This is a genomic window from Curtobacterium sp. MCBA15_009 (assembly GCF_001864895.1).
GTDB lineage: Bacteria > Actinomycetota > Actinomycetes > Actinomycetales > Microbacteriaceae > Curtobacterium.
This window is the reverse complement of the sequence record NZ_MJGO01000023.1, coordinates 195,999-211,163: the sequence shown is the minus strand read 5'-3', so window position 1 is coordinate 211,163 and position 15,165 is coordinate 195,999. Positions and strand designations below refer to the sequence as shown.

19 protein-coding genes, 1 tRNA gene and 1 pseudogene are annotated in these 15,165 nt (G+C 72.3%); 9 read left to right on the top strand and 12 right to left on the bottom strand.

Annotation, left to right across the window (positions count from 1 at the left end):
- Window positions 1-109: 109 nt before the first annotated feature.
- Together BIU97_RS06730 and BIU97_RS06725 are read left to right on the top strand one after the other, a co-directional pair.
- Window positions 110-598: a peroxiredoxin gene (locus tag BIU97_RS06730; RefSeq protein ID WP_071254803.1), complete on the top strand. Its 489-nt coding sequence runs from the start codon at window positions 110-112 to the stop codon at window positions 596-598.
- A gap of 46 nt (window positions 599-644) precedes the next feature.
- Window positions 645-1,571, top strand: a complete 927-nt coding sequence (locus tag BIU97_RS06725; RefSeq protein ID WP_083420833.1) for an alpha/beta fold hydrolase — start codon at window positions 645-647, stop codon at window positions 1,569-1,571.
- A gap of 7 nt (window positions 1,572-1,578) precedes the next feature.
- Here the strand turns inward: BIU97_RS06725 and BIU97_RS06720 are convergent, their stop codons facing one another.
- From BIU97_RS06720 to BIU97_RS06675, 10 genes are all read right to left on the bottom strand, one after another.
- Complete coding sequence (locus BIU97_RS06720; protein ID WP_071254806.1) at window positions 1,579-3,165, bottom strand: alpha/beta fold hydrolase; 1,587 nt, start codon at window positions 3,163-3,165, stop codon at window positions 1,579-1,581.
- Window positions 3,162-4,109 (bottom strand): amino acid--[acyl-carrier-protein] ligase, encoded by a 948-nt coding sequence (locus BIU97_RS06715; RefSeq protein WP_071254809.1) that lies wholly within the window; start codon window positions 4,107-4,109, stop codon window positions 3,162-3,164. The genes BIU97_RS06720 and BIU97_RS06715 overlap by 4 nt, the downstream gene beginning before the upstream one ends.
- Complete coding sequence (locus tag BIU97_RS06710; protein ID WP_217639476.1) at window positions 4,106-5,407, bottom strand: acyl-CoA dehydrogenase family protein; 1,302 nt, start codon at window positions 5,405-5,407, stop codon at window positions 4,106-4,108. The genes BIU97_RS06715 and BIU97_RS06710 overlap by 4 nt, the downstream gene beginning before the upstream one ends.
- Window positions 5,404-5,691 carry an acyl carrier protein gene (locus tag BIU97_RS06705; protein ID WP_071297271.1) on the bottom strand — a complete coding sequence of 96 codons (288 nt, stop codon included), beginning with the start codon at window positions 5,689-5,691 and terminating at the stop codon, window positions 5,404-5,406. Before BIU97_RS06705 ends, BIU97_RS06710 begins: the two co-directional genes overlap by 4 nt.
- 85 nt (window positions 5,692-5,776) lie before the next feature.
- Window positions 5,777-6,154 carry a holo-ACP synthase gene (locus BIU97_RS06700; protein WP_071254815.1) on the bottom strand — a complete coding sequence of 126 codons (378 nt, stop codon included), beginning with the start codon at window positions 6,152-6,154 and terminating at the stop codon, window positions 5,777-5,779.
- 27 nt (window positions 6,155-6,181) lie between these two features.
- The gene (locus BIU97_RS06695; protein WP_071297270.1) at window positions 6,182-6,733 is read right to left on the bottom strand and encodes a hypothetical protein; all 552 of its coding nucleotides are present in this window, start codon (window positions 6,731-6,733) and stop codon (window positions 6,182-6,184) included.
- Complete coding sequence (locus tag BIU97_RS06690; protein ID WP_071254819.1) at window positions 6,730-7,710, bottom strand: aldo/keto reductase; 981 nt, start codon at window positions 7,708-7,710, stop codon at window positions 6,730-6,732. Before BIU97_RS06690 ends, BIU97_RS06695 begins: the two co-directional genes overlap by 4 nt.
- A gap of 50 nt (window positions 7,711-7,760) precedes the next feature.
- The gene (locus BIU97_RS06685; protein ID WP_071254821.1) at window positions 7,761-8,294 is read right to left on the bottom strand and encodes a hypothetical protein; all 534 of its coding nucleotides are present in this window, start codon (window positions 8,292-8,294) and stop codon (window positions 7,761-7,763) included.
- Window positions 8,295-8,348: 54 nt separating this feature from the next.
- Window positions 8,349-9,221: a hypothetical protein gene (locus BIU97_RS06680; protein WP_071254823.1), complete on the bottom strand. Its 873-nt coding sequence runs from the start codon at window positions 9,219-9,221 to the stop codon at window positions 8,349-8,351.
- Window positions 9,221-9,865 carry a SatD family protein gene (locus BIU97_RS06675; protein ID WP_071254825.1) on the bottom strand — a complete coding sequence of 215 codons (645 nt, stop codon included), beginning with the start codon at window positions 9,863-9,865 and terminating at the stop codon, window positions 9,221-9,223. The genes BIU97_RS06680 and BIU97_RS06675 overlap by 1 nt, the downstream gene beginning before the upstream one ends.
- An 85-nt stretch (window positions 9,866-9,950) precedes the next feature.
- On the opposite strand from BIU97_RS06675, the gene BIU97_RS06670 reads away from it, so the two are divergent.
- From BIU97_RS06670 to BIU97_RS06645, 6 genes are all read left to right on the top strand, one after another.
- Window positions 9,951-10,026, top strand: a tRNA-Val gene (locus tag BIU97_RS06670).
- Between the two features lie 409 nt (window positions 10,027-10,435).
- On the top strand, window positions 10,436-11,350 hold the full coding sequence (locus tag BIU97_RS17195; RefSeq protein WP_175472192.1) for an aminoglycoside phosphotransferase family protein: 915 nt from the start codon (window positions 10,436-10,438) through the stop codon (window positions 11,348-11,350).
- A gap of 113 nt (window positions 11,351-11,463) precedes the next feature.
- Window positions 11,464-11,790: a hypothetical protein gene (locus tag BIU97_RS06660; RefSeq protein ID WP_071254830.1), complete on the top strand. Its 327-nt coding sequence runs from the start codon at window positions 11,464-11,466 to the stop codon at window positions 11,788-11,790.
- Between the two features lie 49 nt (window positions 11,791-11,839).
- Window positions 11,840-12,049 carry a hypothetical protein gene (locus tag BIU97_RS06655; protein ID WP_071254832.1) on the top strand — a complete coding sequence of 70 codons (210 nt, stop codon included), beginning with the start codon at window positions 11,840-11,842 and terminating at the stop codon, window positions 12,047-12,049.
- 237 nt (window positions 12,050-12,286) lie between these two features.
- Window positions 12,287-13,129: an NAD-dependent epimerase/dehydratase family protein gene (locus tag BIU97_RS06650; RefSeq protein WP_071254834.1), complete on the top strand. Its 843-nt coding sequence runs from the start codon at window positions 12,287-12,289 to the stop codon at window positions 13,127-13,129.
- 35 nt (window positions 13,130-13,164) lie between these two features.
- A complete protein-coding gene (locus BIU97_RS06645) occupies window positions 13,165-13,704 on the top strand; it encodes a cysteine hydrolase family protein (RefSeq protein ID WP_071254837.1) in 540 nt (179 codons plus the stop codon).
- Window positions 13,705-13,785: 81 nt separating this feature from the next.
- On the opposite strand, the gene BIU97_RS06640 is transcribed toward BIU97_RS06645, so the two are convergent.
- Window positions 13,786-14,235, bottom strand: coding sequence for a DUF4279 domain-containing protein (locus BIU97_RS06640; protein WP_071254841.1), 450 nt, complete (start codon window positions 14,233-14,235; stop codon window positions 13,786-13,788).
- 132 nt (window positions 14,236-14,367) lie between these two features.
- On the opposite strand from BIU97_RS06640, the gene BIU97_RS17570 reads away from it, so the two are divergent.
- Entirely contained in the window at window positions 14,368-14,694 is a 327-nt protein-coding gene (locus tag BIU97_RS17570; RefSeq protein WP_139195931.1) for a hypothetical protein, read from the top strand.
- Window positions 14,695-14,742: 48 nt separating this feature from the next.
- Here BIU97_RS17570 and BIU97_RS18010 read toward each other — a convergent pair.
- Window positions 14,743-15,084 (bottom strand): annotated as a pseudogene (locus BIU97_RS18010) (transposase); the annotation flags it as partial.
- Window positions 15,085-15,165 lie beyond the last annotated feature (81 nt).

Sequence of the window (15,165 nt, the reverse complement as noted above, 5' to 3'; positions counted from 1 at the left end):
GCTTGCATTCGGGTGACGTCGGCGTACGATTGCCGATCGTGCGTCCGCGACCCGCGAGCGCACGGACCGACGGGCACACCCGACGCCCGAGGAAGAAGCACACGCACCGATGGCACTGGAGATCGGCTCACTCGCGCCGGACTTCGAGCTCCCGAACCAGTTCGGCGAGCACGTCCGACTCAGCGACTTCCGCGGCACCCGCCCCGTCGCCCTCGTCTTCTTCCCCCTCGCGTTCTCGTCGAACTGCACGAACGAGCTCTGCGCCCTGCAGGACAACGTCGCGATGTTCCAGGACCAGCGTGTCGAGCTCATCGGCATCTCCGTCGACTCGAAGGCGACGCTGCGCTCCTTCGCCGAGGTCAACGGCTACGACTTCGAGCTCCTCGCCGACTTCTGGCCGCACGGCGCCGTCTCGAAGGAGTACGGCGTGTTCCTCGAGCACAAGGGCTTCGCCACCCGCGCGACCTTCGTCATCGACGTCCAGGGCCGCATCAAGGCGTCGATCATCACCGAGCCCGGGCTCCAGCGCGACGTCGCCGAGTACAGGGCGGCGCTCGACCGGCTCGCCGCCTGCTCCGCACCCGTCCCCGTCGGCTAGCGTTCCGAATCCCTCCGAGACGCTCCCGCGTCGGACAGGAGGCCCGGTGCACGCCACCGACAGCGACCCGCGACCGCGCGTGGTCGCCCCTACCGCGTACGCCCCGTACCCGGTGTCGCCGACGCCGGACACGTGGCGGCTGCGTCGGAGCGTCGTGCCGACCGCGACCGGACCGGTCGTCGTGCACCACCGGCCCGGCCCGGAGCCGCTCCTGCTGCTGCACGGTGTGGCCGGTTCCTGGTCGACCTGGACACCGCTGCTCACCGCGGCGCACGGGGTCGGTGACCGCGGCCTCGTCCTCGTCGACCTGCCCGGGTGGGGGTCCTCTCCCGCACCCGACGGCCCGTTCGACCTGGACGACGTCGCCCGCGTGCTGACGACGGTGCTCGACGCCCTCGCGGTGCCGACCGTGGACGTCGTCGGGCACTCGATGGGGGCCTTCGTCGGCATGCACCTCGCCGTGGCCGCACCGGACCGGGTGCGCTCGGTGGCGCTGGTCTCCGGCACCACCGTCGCGACCGCCGCCGCGGCACGCCGCCCGCTGCGCGGTCTGCGCACCCTGCCGGCCTTCACCCTGCTGCGCGCCGGACTCGCCGTGACGGGCGAGGCCGGGCGACCGATCCTGCGCGGGTGCGCGCGGGTGGGACTCCTGCCGCTGCTCGCCGCCCCGGTGTTCACCGCCGTCCGGCGGTTGGACCCGAGCGTCCTCGACGCCTTCGTCGAGGAGCTCCGGCCGACCCGCTTCGTCGACGCCGCCCGTGCCGCCGCGCGCTACGACCTCGAGCGTTGGCGGGCGGTCGCCGTCCCGGTCACGGCGATCGCCGGGCGCGACGACGTGTTCGCCCGCCGGTCGGACCTCGACGCCCTGCGTGCGATCGTGCAGCAGACGCGGACGGTGCTGCTCGACGCGTGCGGGCACTTCGCCCACGTCGAGCAGCCGGACGCGGTCGCCCGCGCCCTCGGTCTCGCCTGAACGCGACTCAGGCGTGCACCGGGAAGGTCTCGGCGACCCGGGTGCGGACCTCGGCGACCACGGCATCGCGCATCGCCCGCGAGAACAGGGCGTGGTCGCCGTCCTCCACCCGCACCACGGACACGGAGCCGCGGCGGCCCGTGCCGCCGTACCGACGTTCGGCCCGGCGTCCGCCGAGCCGGTCGAACAGCTCGGCGTCCTCGGGGGCCACGATCACGACGACGTCGGTGCCGTGCTCGACGAGCGGCCGCACGTGGGCGACGACCCCGCCGGCGCGGTCACGGCGGGCCAACCGGTCGCGCACCGACCGCGGGACGACGCGGTTGTACCGCTCGCGCACCCAGCGCCGTGCCGGGGACGGTGCGTCGATCGCGCGCACCGCGTCGGCGTAGGCGCCGGGCTCGGCGGGACGGCGACGGTAGTCGTTCGGGCTGATCTCGACGACGAGTCGCGGCGGCTCGTCGACCGCGCGACCGGCCAGCCACGCGCCGGCGCACATGCCGACGAGCACGAGCCGGTCGGCGGGCGTCCCGAGCGCGGCGACGACCGCGGACTGGTCCTCGAGCCACTCGCCGGCGAACAGGAAGCTGCGCTCGTCCTCGTGGACGCCGGTGCTCTCCCCGGTGGCCCGGCGGTCGACGCGGACCACCCGGGCGCCGTCCCGGGCGAGCGCCCGGGCGAGGTCGACCTGGTAGTCGGTGGCACCGACGTGGTGCTCGGCGCCGCCGTTGTGCAGCACGACGACGGGGGCGTCGTGGTGCTGCGCCGAGGACACCGTCTCGACCGCGAAGAGCCCCTGCGGACCCATCCGGACGATGCGTTCGGAGACCCGGCCGTCCACGTCGAGCACCTCGTCGAGCACGGGCGGGGTGACGACCACGCGGGCGTCGGGTGCCCAGGCGTCGAGCCAGGCGACGGCGGCGTCCACCGCAGCGCCCGGGATCCGCGCCTGGACGCTCGTGCCGTCGAGGAGCTCGGCGCTGCCGACGACCTCGGTGGTGGGCACGGTGCCCAGGGCCCGTGGTGCCCGGCTGCCCGGACGGACGAGCGCCACCGTCGGGCCCGTCCGCGGCGCGAAGGCGAGGGCGCCGATCACGGCCGCCTCGTCCGTCGTCACGTCCATGCCGATGAGGCTCTCGGTGCCGTCGACCACGCGGTCCTCGCCGATGGTGAGCGCGGCCAGGGCGCGCTGCCGACGGAGCCACGCACGACCGGAGGCCGGCGCGTCCCACACGACCAGGCCGTCGGTGTCCCCGGCGGCGGCCGCCGCGACGAGCGCCGCGGAGGCGAGCCCGACGAAGGCGACGTGCCGGACCCCGGTCGTGCGCAGCACGGCCGCCGCACGGCGTGCGGACCGGACCTGCGCGTCGGGGTCGGTGTCGGGGGTGGAGTCGCCACGTCCCGACGGGTCGTAGCGCACCGAGGCGATGCCACGGGCCTCCAGACGGTCCGCGAGCAGCCGGAGCGTGCGGTAGGCGATGACGCCCTCCTGCCCGAGCGGCGGGCAGATGACGACGCCGGCGCGCGCGGCGGCCGGTGCCTGCACCGCGAGCCGGATGGCGGGCGACCCGGACCAGCCGTGCCGGGTGCTCACAGTGCGAGCGCCGCGCGGACCGCCTCGGGCCATGCGTCGGGGTCGGTGCCGTGCGCGGCGAACAGCGCGATCGTGATCCGCTCCAGGCCGAAGGCGACGCAGGCGCTGTGCGCGACCTCGCCGTCGGCGGTGCGGATGCCGAACGCGGAGCCGAAGTGGTCCTCGTGCAGGTTCGCGGAGCTGATCGCGGTCGCGGGGTGGTCCGGCCCGTAGACGGGCGTGACGAACTCGAACTTCAGCGACTGCTCGACCTGGTTCCGGGCGAGGATCTGCCCGACGCGGCCGAAGAACGGGTCGTTCGCCGGCACGACGTCGATCGCGAGCCCGAAGGACTCGAGCAGGGCGCGCATGCCGGGGATCCGACCGTCGCGGTGCGCGCGGGCGGCCTCCGGCGTGCCGATGACGACGAACTCGTGCATGTGGAAGGCCTGCAGGCGCATCGGGTCGAGGGACGGCTCGCGGCGGAACGAGTCGCCGACGATGTCGAACGTGCGCCCGGACTGCGGCACGGTGTCCCCGACCAGGCCGTACACCGGGTGGCAGACCGCCGGGGTGAGCATGAGGTCGGCCGGCTCGAGGAAGTCCTCCCAGCGGTCGCCCCGCTCGCGGGCGGCGAGGAGTGCCCGGTGCGTGCGGTCGTCGCCGGTGAAGGCGGACACCGAGGCCGCGAGGTCCGGGAAGGACGCGATGTAGTCGGTGCGCTCGAACGCGGTGAGCGTCTCCACCGGCGGGAAGCGGAGCACGTCCGCGCCCAGGTCGGCCTGGCTGCGGACCCCGGCGGCGTCGACCGCGGCGTACACGCGCTCGAACACGCCGGTGCGCCCGTACAGGCCGGGGGAGCCGAGGTCGATGAGCACGCCGTCGTCGAGCAGGCGGGAGCGGAGGGCGGCGCGCGCCGCGTCGAGATCCGGCACGGCGCCGGTGGTGGGTTCGGTGATCGTCACAGGATCACTCCCGTCATGAGTGAGAGGTCGGCGTCGTTGGCGAGGAGACGGTCGTTGCTCACCATGACGGCGGCACCGTGGGCGTCTCGGAGGTGTCGGGCGGTGCTCATCGGACCGGAGGCCGCGTAGCCCGCGATCCCGATGATGCGCATCGCCTTCGTGGTGATGTCGGCGACGCGTTCGGACGCGCCGATCTTCAGGGCGTTGGCGGCCAGCGCGAACGCGCTCGAGGTGAGCACGTCCGGGTCGTCCGCCGCGGCGTCGTACCGTTCCGCGGCGTGCCGCACGGCATCGGCCATGGTCTGCAGCTCGACGAGCAGCTCGGCGAGCCGGAGGGCGCCGGGCGGGGTCGTGCCGACGGCGGCGCGCGCCTGCCGGCGGACCGCCGTCCGCGCGCGCTCGGCCGCACCGGCCGCGATGCCGAGCCAGACCGAGGCCCAGAGGACGTGCGAGACCGGCAGCACCGTGTGCGCCGAGATCGTGGCGTAGTCGTCGCGGAACACGTGGTCGACGGTGGTCTCGGCGTCGAGGATCCACCCGTTGCTGCACGTGCCGCGCAGGCCCATCGTGTCCCAGGTCGAGGTCTGCGACAGCAGCATCTCGTCCGTCCGGCAGACGAGCAGCCGCTGGTCGGACGCCGGAGCGTCGGGCGAGCGCCGGGCGGTGACGAACACCGCGTCGGCCTCGGTGGCGTAGGAGATGACCGGTGCGTCCTTCCGCAGACGGATCCGGCCGTCGTCGGTGGGCTCGATCGCGCAGGACGAGCTCCGGGCGTCGCCGCCGATGCCGCGCTCGGTGGTGGCCGACGCGACGAGTGCGCCGGTGCGGACTGCCTCGAGGGCGTCGAGCACCCCGCGGCCCTCGCCGCCGTGCCGCCAGAGCGCCATCACCTGGCTGTGGTGCATCGCGAACACCATGCCCGTCGCCGCGCAGGCGCGGCCGAGCTCGGTGGCGATCGACGACAGCTCGGTGACCGACGCCCCCTCGCCGCCGTGGGCGACGGGGACCGCTGCGGCGAGCAGTCCTGTCTCGCGCATCGCGGCGATCGCCTCGCGCGGGGGGCGGGCGTCGCGGTCGACCTCGTCGGCGAACAGGGCGGCGGTCGCCGCGACGGCGGCCGTGCGCTCGGTGAACCGGTCCGTCGCCGTGCCCCGCGCGGTCGCGGTGCCCGCCGGCGGCCGGGGCGCCGACGCCGGCGCGGTCGCGGTGCCCGTCCCCGGCTGGGGTGCGGTGGTGGACCCGGTCGCGGTGCCGGTCTCCGTCGTCGTGACGGTGCGCGTCGGCGCGGTCAACGTCACGACGCCTGCTCCGCGGCGGCCGCGATCGACTCGATGGTGGCGAAGGTCGCCCGGTGCAGCACGGCGTCCGGGAACTCGACGTCCAGGTCGGTCTCGACGGCGAGCATGACGTTGACCGTCGCGTGCGAGGTGAGCCCGAGCGCGTAGAGGTCGGCCGTCGGGCCGAGGTCGTTCACGTCGACGGTGAGGCGTCCGTGGTCGGCCAGTGCACGTCGGACGGCCCGGTCGACGTCCGGGTCGGCGAGTACGACGAACGTGCTGGAGGTGTTCGGGTCCTGGTCCATGTCGGCAACGATAAGGAGGACCGGGCATCGGGAAACCGCCGTGCGGGTGCGCGAAACCGCACTGCTGCTCGGCGGTCCGCAGGGGTCACCGCTCGCTGAGCGCCACCGCCGTCGCGATCGCGAGCCCGCGCTCGTGCGCGAGCGACACCGCGATCGGCCCGCAGCCGACGGCCTCTGCCAGCGCGGCGGCCGTGCCGGCCAGCTCGACCGACGGGGCGCCGTCGGCGTCGAGCACGATCGCGACGTCGCGCAGGGCCACGGGTTCGCCGGCGGCCGGGCGGAGGAGCTTGACCACCGCCTCCTTCCCGGCGAAGCGCGCCGCCAGCCGCTCCGGGTCGTCCGCGGTGTCCGACCGCTCACGCGCGGTGAAGAGCCGGTCGAGGTAGCGCTCGCCGTGCGCAGCGATGCCTGCGGTCACGTCCTCGACCGCGGCCAGGTCGGTGCCGGTGCGGATCGTGGTCATGGGTGCAGGCTACGCAGCGGCACCGTCTCAGCGGTACTGCGGCGGCCAGTCGAACGGCGTCGGGAGCCGGGGGACCTCGCCGATCGTGGTGACGACGAGGACGACCTGTCGGCGGTCGGTGAGCGCGATCGACCGCGGGTTGCCGATGCGGCGGTGGCCGTCCACCCACACGGTCAGCTCGCCGCGGAGCCCACCGACGTGCTCCGGACCGAGCGAGACGCCCCACTCGTCGAAGAACTGCCCGAGCGTGAACGTCCGCTCGTCGGGGGACTCCACGTGCACGATCCCCGAGGTGTCGTGCGTGTGGATCTCGGCGGCGAACCGCGCCTTCGCGGAGTGTCCGACGTTCGCCGGCACGGTGACCGGCTCGTCGCCGTCCAGGATCGTCAGGTGCGTGTGGACGTGCTCGGCCAGCCGCTCACCCCACACGTTCCGCAGACCCGCCGCCTCGGCCCGCGCGGTGAGGTCGGTCGGCCGCTCCCACGGCGGGACGGCACGGGTCGTCGCCGCACCGGGCGCGGCGCAGCCGGCCAGCAGCAGGACCGCGGCCACCGCGACCGCGACGCTCCGGAGTCTCACCAGCGGTCGTGGACGCTCGCGCGGAACCACGTGTCGTACAGGTCGTGCACGGTGGCGTCGAGGCCCTCGACCGGCGGCAGGTCACCGGCGGCCGCGTTCGACCGGGCCTGCTCCGGGTTGCGGGCACCCGGGATGGCCGCGGTGACGCCGTCCTGCGCGATGATCCACGCGAGTGCCGCCTGCGGCACCGAGACGGCGTCGGGCAGGGACGCCGCGAAGGTCTGCGCCGCCCGCACGCCGTCGTCGTAGTCGACACCGCTGAAGGTCTCGCCCTGGTCGAAGGCCTCGCCGTGGCGGTTGTAGTTGCGGTGGTCGCCCTCGGCGAACGACGTGTCCGTCGTGTACTTGCCGGACAGCAACCCCGAGGCCAACGGGACACGCGCGAGGATGCCGACCCCTGCCTCCCGGGCCGCCGGCAGGACGCGGTCCAGCGGCTTGAGCCGGAACGCGTTGAGGATGATCTGGACACTCGCGACGCCGGGCCGGGCGATCGCGGCGAGCGCCTGGTCCGCGGTCTCGACGCTGACGCCGTAGGCGGCGACCGAGCCGTCGGCGACCAGCGCGTCGAGCGCGTCGTAGACGGCGTCGTCCTCGTAGACCGGGGTCGGCGGGCAGTGCAGCTGCACGAGGTCGAGGGTGTCCTGCCGCAGGTTCGTGCGGGAGCGGTCGACCCACTCTCGGAAGTTCGCGGCCACGTAGTTGCCGGGGACCTGCTCGGCGCGACGGCCCATCTTCGTGGTGACCGTCAGCGGGACGTCCGGGTTCGCGGCGCGCCACGCGCCGATGAGCTGCTCGCTGCGACCGTCGCCGTAGACGTCGGCGGTGTCGAACAGGGTGACGCCGGACTCGACGGAGGCGTCCATGACGGCGTCCGCGTCGGCATCCGAGACGGGACCCCAGTCATCACCGAACTGCCAGGTGCCGAGGCCGATGGGGGAGACGGAGCGACCGGTGTGGCCGAGGGAGCGACTCTGCATGGGGTCGAGCGTAGTCAGGGGCGCACGAGCGGGGTTCAGCCGAGCGGGGTTCAGCCGAGCGTGGCGACACCGCGGCGCAGGAGCGCTCGCGCTGCCCGGGCGCGGGGGATGACCCAGACGGCCGCCCAGAGGACCATGCCGCTCCAGAGCAGGACGAGCATCGTCGTGATGAGCGTGCCGTGCTGGTCCCGCATCGACCAGGTCATCGCGATCCACAGCACCCCGAGGACGACCTTGCCCCATCCTGCGCCCTCGCGGTCCGCCTGCGCCTGGACGAGCGGGATCCACTGCTCGGCCGGTACCCCCTCGGGCACCCGGCCGTCGGCGACCCACTCACGCACGAGCACCGACCGTTCGTAGCCGCCCTCGGCACGCCAGGCGCGGCGCTGCAGGAGGACGGCGATCGCGGCCCCCGCCACCGCGGTCGGGATGCCGACCGAGACCAGGACGGTGGTGGTCGCCTCGGACCACGACGACAGGACCAGCATGACGAGCACCACGGCGAAGGCCGCGCCCGTCACGGCGGCGCCGAGCAGGCGGAGCCGCCCGGCTTCGTCGAGGACACCGACTCCGACACCGTTCACGAGGGAGAGGGTACCCGCGGCAGCCGGGACGGCGGTGGTCGGACGGGATCGGTGTCAGCCGCGAGCGAGCAGCCAGCAGAGGCCGGCCGCGGCGAAGGCCATCGACCAGCTCACCAGGCTGCCGATGAGGAAGTACTCCGCCTGGTACCCGGTCGTCTCGCGCCGGATCTCGGGGAACCGCACGATGCCCTTCGCGGCGATGAGCGCCGCCACCACCGGGAAGGCACCCGCCAGGGCGAAGCCCGCGAGCAGCAGCCGTTCGATCGGACCGATCAGTCGGCCGCCCTTCAGGGTGACCGAGCCGGGGGACCGCTCGCCCGTACCCTGCCCGTCGTCCCCGGGCAGGCGCGGCGTCCGGTGGCGGAGGAAGCGCAGGCGCGCGGGACGCGAGGACGTCGGGTCGGCGCGCGCGTCGGGTGCGATCCCGGGCGGCAGCGCCTGGGCGACCACCACGTTCGCGGAGTCGACCAGGAACAGCGCCGACCCGACACCGCCGACGACCGCGGCGAGGGGGACGCTCCCGACGAACGCCGGACCGGCGTCCCGGTGCCAGTCGACCACGAAGCCCGACGCGTCCGGGAACGGCGCCCACAGCAGCAGCGCGACGACGGCGACGGCGAGCAGGACCGCCGGCCACGACCCGGACCGCCGCCAGCGGGGGAGGCGAGTCGCGGCAGCAGCGTGGTCGTCGTCGTCGTCCGCGCGGACCGGGAGCGTCGTCGCGACCCAGAGCGCTGCCAGCACGACCACGACGAGGACGGCCCACGTCGGCAGCCCGAGACCCGCGGCCGCGACGACGACCACGCCGGCCCACAGGACGACGACCACCGACGTGGTCACCACCCGCCGCCGCGCCGGACCACCACCGGCGCGCGCCCGGACGACGTCGGCGAGCCCGACGAGGGCCAGGAGGACCCCGGCGAGCATCAGCGGCCCCCGTCGGCGAGGACGCGCAGGCCCTCGACCACGGCGGCGACACCGGAACGCTGCACCGACTGGGACACCGCCGACGGGGTGATGCCCTCAGCCGCCGCGATCTGCGCCTGGGTGCGGCCCTGCAGCAGACCGAGGGCGACCCGCCGCGCACGTGGGGTCAGCCGTGACAGGACGTGGTCGCGGCTGAGGAACCAGGCGTCCACCAGTCGCTCGGTCGGGCCGAGCCGGTCCTCGGAGTCGTGGTACCAGGACCGCAGGAACGGAGTCCGGCCGTCCTCGCGGCGATGGGTCTCGTTGATGGCGTCGCGGGCCGACCACCAGCCCGGGCCGTCCTGCAGGGGACCGACCGCGCCGTCGCCCACCGCCCGGACCGGCCCCCGCCCGATGCCGAGGCGGACCTGCACCGTCGGCGGCAGGGCGAGGATCGCGGCCGTCGTCGCCACGAGGGCGTCGGCCAGCGTGGCGTAGACGGTCTGGAACTCGTCGCCGACGGTGGCGCGCAGCGGATCGAGTGCGTCGACGTCCGCGGTACGGTCGAAGGCGGCCTCGACCGCGTGCTGGGCGGCGGCCCGGTCGTCCAGCTTGCGGGAGTCGACCAGGTCGACGATCACGGCGAACACCGAGGTCTCGGACATGGGTTAAGCGTAAACCTTCATTTCGGCGAAAGTAAGGTGTGGGCTGAACGGGGATCGATCGTCCGTTCCCGTAGGATCGACGCGAGGGCCTTTAGCTCAGCTGGTAGAGCGCCACGTTTACACCGTGGATGTCGTCGGTTCGATCCCGGCAGGGCCCACCACGACAGCGGTGGTCCCGGGCTGCGATCACGGCGCTGACGAGGAACTGCCGAGGCGCCGCAGTCCGGGCGGGGCGCACAGGATGCGCCAGCGAGGAAGGACCGTCCGCCGACCGCTCGTCCGAGACGCCGGCGGTGTCTGGTTCCGCGCGGCTGCCATCCGGGAGCGTCAGCGTCCGCATGCCCTCCCCGCAGCGCGACGAGCATCGGACCTCGAAGCCGCGGTTCTGGGCGGGATCGCGGAACGGTCCGGAGCGGTACCGGCCAGCGAAACCGATCGGACCCGGATGCGAACGGCTCGCAGCGATCCCTTCGTTCGTCCCGGACCGCGGAACGAGGTCCGCACCCGACTCCGGTGATGCCTCCGGTGCTCGCGCTGTGGCCGCGGCGCCGGGTTCGTAGACTGCTGCACATGTGGCCGACGGTGGAGGCATGGCGGAGCACCGTTCCCGAGCTGCTCGCCTGCGCTGCGGCCCGTTGGGGCCTGACGCTCGGGCGCGTGCGCGTCGGCGGGAGCGCGTCGCACGTGGTCTCCGTGCGTACCGCCGCCGGACGAGATGCGGTCCTGAAGCTCTCCTTCCCGCATCGCGAGGCGCGTGACGAGGCTTCGGCGCTTCGATGGTGGGACGGCTCAGGGGCGGTTCGACTGCTCGAGGGAGACCTCGACGATCCGTTCGTGCTGTTGCTCGAACGGTGCGATCCGGGCGTGCGGCTGGCCGACCGGCACGATCTGTCGCCGGAACGCCGGCTGTCGATCGCCGCGAGTGCACTGACCCGGTTGTGGTCCCGCACAGCGTCCAGCGATCCCGGCACGACCACGATGCCCGTCCCGTCCAGACCGTTCGAGCGCCTGGCCGACGTCACCGCCGAGTGGGCCGACCTCGTCGAGGAGCGCGTGCGCACACTCCGGCCGGATCTCGACCTCGTCGCGGTCGCTCGTGGGAACGCGCTGCTTCGTGAGCTCCCCGTGACGGCCCCTCGGACTGTGGTCGTGCACGGCGACTACAACCCCGGCAACCTCCTCACCGCGACGCGAGAGCCGTGGCTCGTCATCGATCCGAAACCCATGGTCGGCGACCCGGCGTACGACCTGGGCCCGATGCTCATGCAGATCAACGACCCCTTCGCGCTCCTGGACACCGAGGGGCACCTGCGGGCTCGCATCTCGTTGCTCGCCGACATGACCGGAGAGTCACCGGTCCGGATCGCCGCCTGGTGCGTGGCACGCCTCGTCGAGTCGTCGCTCTGGTACGTCAGCCGGTCTGAACCAGCGGCAGCGCGCGACACCATCGAGCGTGCGATGGTGCTCGACGCACTCGTCGTCTGATCCGACCGCTCAGCCGCGGGGAGGGGCTGCGAACCGCGCCCTCTGTCTCTGTCAAGAGCATCTCGCTGGCCGATCCATTGACGAGACAGGTCCTCCTGCGGGATGTTCGTGGCATGCGTGAGTGGAACGGTCTCCAGATCCCGGTGGCTGATCTGCGTCTCGTGTTCGATCGGATCCTTGCGCACGTCGAGCGTGTGAACGGGGAGTCGGTCGTGCTGCGTGAGGACTACTTCTACTCGCTCCCCGCTCCGGATCTGTACGACGTGTCGAGCGACCCACCCGAACCCACGATCGGGCAGTTGACCGAGTCGTGGGACAACTTGACGTCGGCGATGGACGCGGATCGGACGGTGATGTGGGAACTCGTGTGGCTCGGCGACGTCCTACGAGCCATCGGGCATCTCCTGCCCGACGGCGAGCAGCGTTCGACAGACCGGTAGCCGATCGGCTTCCGGACGTGCGGGCGTCGCTCCCGGTACCGTTCGTTCCGTGAAGACAGGTGTTCCCGTCATCGCCCTGATCGGCGTGGTCGTCGGTGCGCTCGGCTTCGCCTCCGTGACGTCAGGCCTTCCGATCCTCGGATGGTTCATGATCGTTGCAGGCTTCGTTGCTGCTGCAGTCACGGTGTCATCCAGGGTGCGTGAGAACCGCCGGCTGTTGCGCCGCTGGGCTGACGAAGATGATCGCGAGCAGGACTGACTGGCCGTCTCGGGAGCGGATCGTCCACCGAGACGTCGAGCCGAGGTCTGCGGCGAGGCTGATGGCGGCGCGAGCGCGCGGCGCGGTGACCAGAAGTGCGGAGTTCTGCCCGGGGCATCGAGCGTCCCAGAGGGGGACTCTTCGTGGCGCCGCTGCCGGCTGGCGGGTTCCGGACGTCGCAGCCCGTCGTCACCGCCCGTGGTCGGTGCGCAGCGACGGCACTGCCACGATGGTGCTGTGCGCATCCTCGTGGCCGGTGGTTCCGGTGTCCTCGCCCGATCGGTCGTCCCCCTGCTCCTCGCAGCGGGGCACGACCTGACGCTGACGTCCCGCTCGGCGGAGAAGGCGCGACTGCTCGAAGGTCCTGGCGTGGACGCGGCGGTGCTCGACGCGCTGGACCGTGACGGCACGATGGCGACGGTCGCGAGCGCGGAACCCGACGTCGTCTTGCACCTGATGACGGACCTCGGCACGGGGAACTCGGCCAGCAACGCGCGACTCCGGTCGACGGGGACCCGGAACCTGGTCGACGCGGCACGAGCAGCCGGGGTGGACCGGATCGTCGCGCAGAGCATCTCGTGGGTCTACCCGCCCGGCACGGAACCGGCCACCGAGGCGGACCCGTTGGACCCGGACGCGGCAGAACCCCGCCGAACGACGGTCACCGCCGTGCGCGCGCTGGAGGACGCCGTTCAGGAGGTCGGCGCAGGGGTCGTGCTGCGGTTCGGGCAGCTGTACGGACCGGGGACCTGGTACTCGGCCGAGGGTCGGTTCGGCGAGGCCGCTCGTGCGGGCCTGCTCCCTGCGACCGAGACCGTGACCTCGTTCGTGCACGTCGATGACGCCGCAGCGGCCGTGGTCGCCGCACTCGGCTGGACAGCCGGTGTCCGGAACGTCGTCGATGACGAACCAGCATCCGGAACCGCTTGGGTCCCGGCCTTCTCGGCAGCAGTCGCCGGCCCGACCCCGCGTGTTGAGCAGACCGGCGACCTCGGGCGGCCGGTGTCGAACCAGCTCGCCCGCGAGTCGGGCTTCACGCCTCGCTGGTCGAGCTGGCGGACGGGCTTCGCCCGCCCGTGATCGGGCCACGCCCTGGTGGCAGCGATACTCGTGGGATGACTCGTGCTCTCGTCCTCGTCGACATCCAGCGTGACTACTTCCCAGGCGGAGCGTTCCCTCTCATCGAACCGGAGGCAGCGGCCACCGCGGCGCGTACGGTCCTCGAGAAGTTCCGTGCGTCTGGTGAGCTCGTCGTGCACGTCTTCCACGTCAGCACCGACCCTGACGCCTCGTTCTTCCGCCCCGGGACGGCTGGAGTGGAGTTCCATCCGTCGGTCGAACCGGCCGAGGGTGAGGTGGTGCTCGAGAAGCACCGGCCGAACAGCTTCATCGACACCGGCCTGCGTGGCGTCCTCGATGATGCCGATGTCACCGAGCTGGTGATCGTCGGGATGATGAGCAGCATGTGCATCGACTCGACCACACGGGCCGCTCACGAGCTCGGGTACCGGAACATCGTGGTGCCTGACGCCTGCACGGCGCCGGACCTGCGGTACGGGGACACGGTCGTGCCGGGCGCGGCTGTGCACGCCGCGTTCATGGCCGCGCTCGACGGCAGCTTCGCGACCCTGACGGACAGCAGCTCGCTCAGCTGATCGGCCGGCTCCTCGGTCTCGTCGTCCCGTGCCCCATCCATCAGTGGACAATTGCGAGCGCCACTTGCTCGCGACACGTGTTCACCAGATGTCGCGGTAGGTGATGTCGATCTGCTTGGTTGACGCGGGTGTCAGTTCGAGATCCAGACCTGCGACCGCGACCTGTCGCACAGTTTCCGCAGGGACGGTGAAGGTGTTCTCCTTGTGGTCGGTGATGAGGGCCACGGAGAGTGTGACGTCGTAGCCTTCATCGCGTAGTTGAGCAAATAGGTCCGCCGCATCTTCTGGCAGCAACCGCAAGATCCAGTGCACCCGCCCCCAAGGGTCCTGCCCGTGCTCTGCGCGGATCTCGTGAACGTGGCGGTTGCTGAACAGATTCCAGATGGAGACGTCGAAGGTGCGGGGACCATCGCCCTTGAGGTCGCCGATCTCGTACTGCTCGTCGGGACTGACACCCAGGAGCTGCGTCACTTCTGCCGAAGAGCCACGCTGGCCGTGGATCTGCAGCTCCACCTGAATGCTCTTGATCACGTCGGCAGTCTCCCACTCGGGCGACGGCGCCTGCGCCGAGTGCGCGGACGACCAATGTGCTGTCCGACCCTTCTATGGGTGATGTCAAGTGATCATCGTTGTGGCGAGGCTCGGGGACTAGCGTTTCCGAACGTGACCAACAGCTTCGTGACCGCGCGTTTCTCTCCTGGACCCTGGTGGGGCTTCAACGGAGTGGACGTCCTGGAGCTCGACGACGTCTCACTGGTCCGACGGCGCTTCAAGCTGTTGCGTGGCCGCGTGCCGACCGCAGTCTCGCTGTCCTCCGTCGCCCTTGTGTCGGTGGAGGTCCGGTCAAGAAAGCGCGGTGGTGATGCTCAGTGGGTTCGCATGGTCCTGCTTCTCGGCGGGGCTCGTAGGACTTTCACCGGACGAGTGCGTGATGGGCGGCCTTTCGCCCAGGCGCTTGCTCGTCGGGTGACTACGGCGCCCACCACCTGAGCCTCCTCGCGAGATCAGCTGACTGAATGCACGCTTTCCCTCGTGATGTCAGGCGGTCATTGTGGCGGTGAGGTGTCGGTAGATCTGTCGGGCGATGTAGCGCTTGAGCATGCGCTTGACTCCTCTCGCGGTCTTCCCTTCGGCGAGACGACGTTGCTTGTATGCGCGGGTGTCGGGGTCGTAGGAGAGCCTGACGCGGGCGACGGTGTCGAGCGCGGAGTTCAGCCGTCGGTCGCCGTGCCGGTTCAGTCGGTGTCGGCTGGTGTTGCCGCTGGAGGCGGGGATCGGGGCCGGGCCGGCCAGCGACGCGAACGCGGCTTCGCTGCGGACTCGGCCCACATGCGAGTACGCGGTGAGGAACACGGCGGCTGAGACGGGGCCGACGCCGGCGATGTCCAGTACAGACGGTGCCAGAGCGGACACGTGCAGTCGGAGCGCGTCCTGGTTGGCTTCGAGCTTGCCGGTCAGGTC

Bases quoted from the DNA above. Each gene is read 5' to 3' on its own strand.
- BIU97_RS06730 (WP_071254803.1), top strand. From the start codon at position 110: ATGGCACTGGAGATCGGCTCACTCGCGCCGGACTTCGAGCTCCCGAAC.
- BIU97_RS06705 (WP_071297271.1), bottom strand. From the start codon at position 5,691: ATGGACCAGGACCCGAACACCTCCAGCACGTTCGTCGTACTCGCCGAC.
- BIU97_RS06700 (WP_071254815.1), bottom strand. From the start codon at position 6,154: ATGACCACGATCCGCACCGGCACCGACCTGGCCGCGGTCGAGGACGTG.
- BIU97_RS06690 (WP_071254819.1), bottom strand. From the start codon at position 7,710: ATGCAGAGTCGCTCCCTCGGCCACACCGGTCGCTCCGTCTCCCCCATC.
- BIU97_RS06680 (WP_071254823.1), bottom strand. From the start codon at position 9,221: ATGCTCGCCGGGGTCCTCCTGGCCCTCGTCGGGCTCGCCGACGTCGTC.
- BIU97_RS06675 (WP_071254825.1), bottom strand. From the start codon at position 9,865: ATGTCCGAGACCTCGGTGTTCGCCGTGATCGTCGACCTGGTCGACTCC.
- BIU97_RS17195 (WP_175472192.1), top strand. From the start codon at position 10,436: ATGTGGCCGACGGTGGAGGCATGGCGGAGCACCGTTCCCGAGCTGCTC.
- BIU97_RS06660 (WP_071254830.1), top strand. From the start codon at position 11,464: ATGCGTGAGTGGAACGGTCTCCAGATCCCGGTGGCTGATCTGCGTCTC.
- BIU97_RS06645 (WP_071254837.1), top strand. From the start codon at position 13,165: ATGACTCGTGCTCTCGTCCTCGTCGACATCCAGCGTGACTACTTCCCA.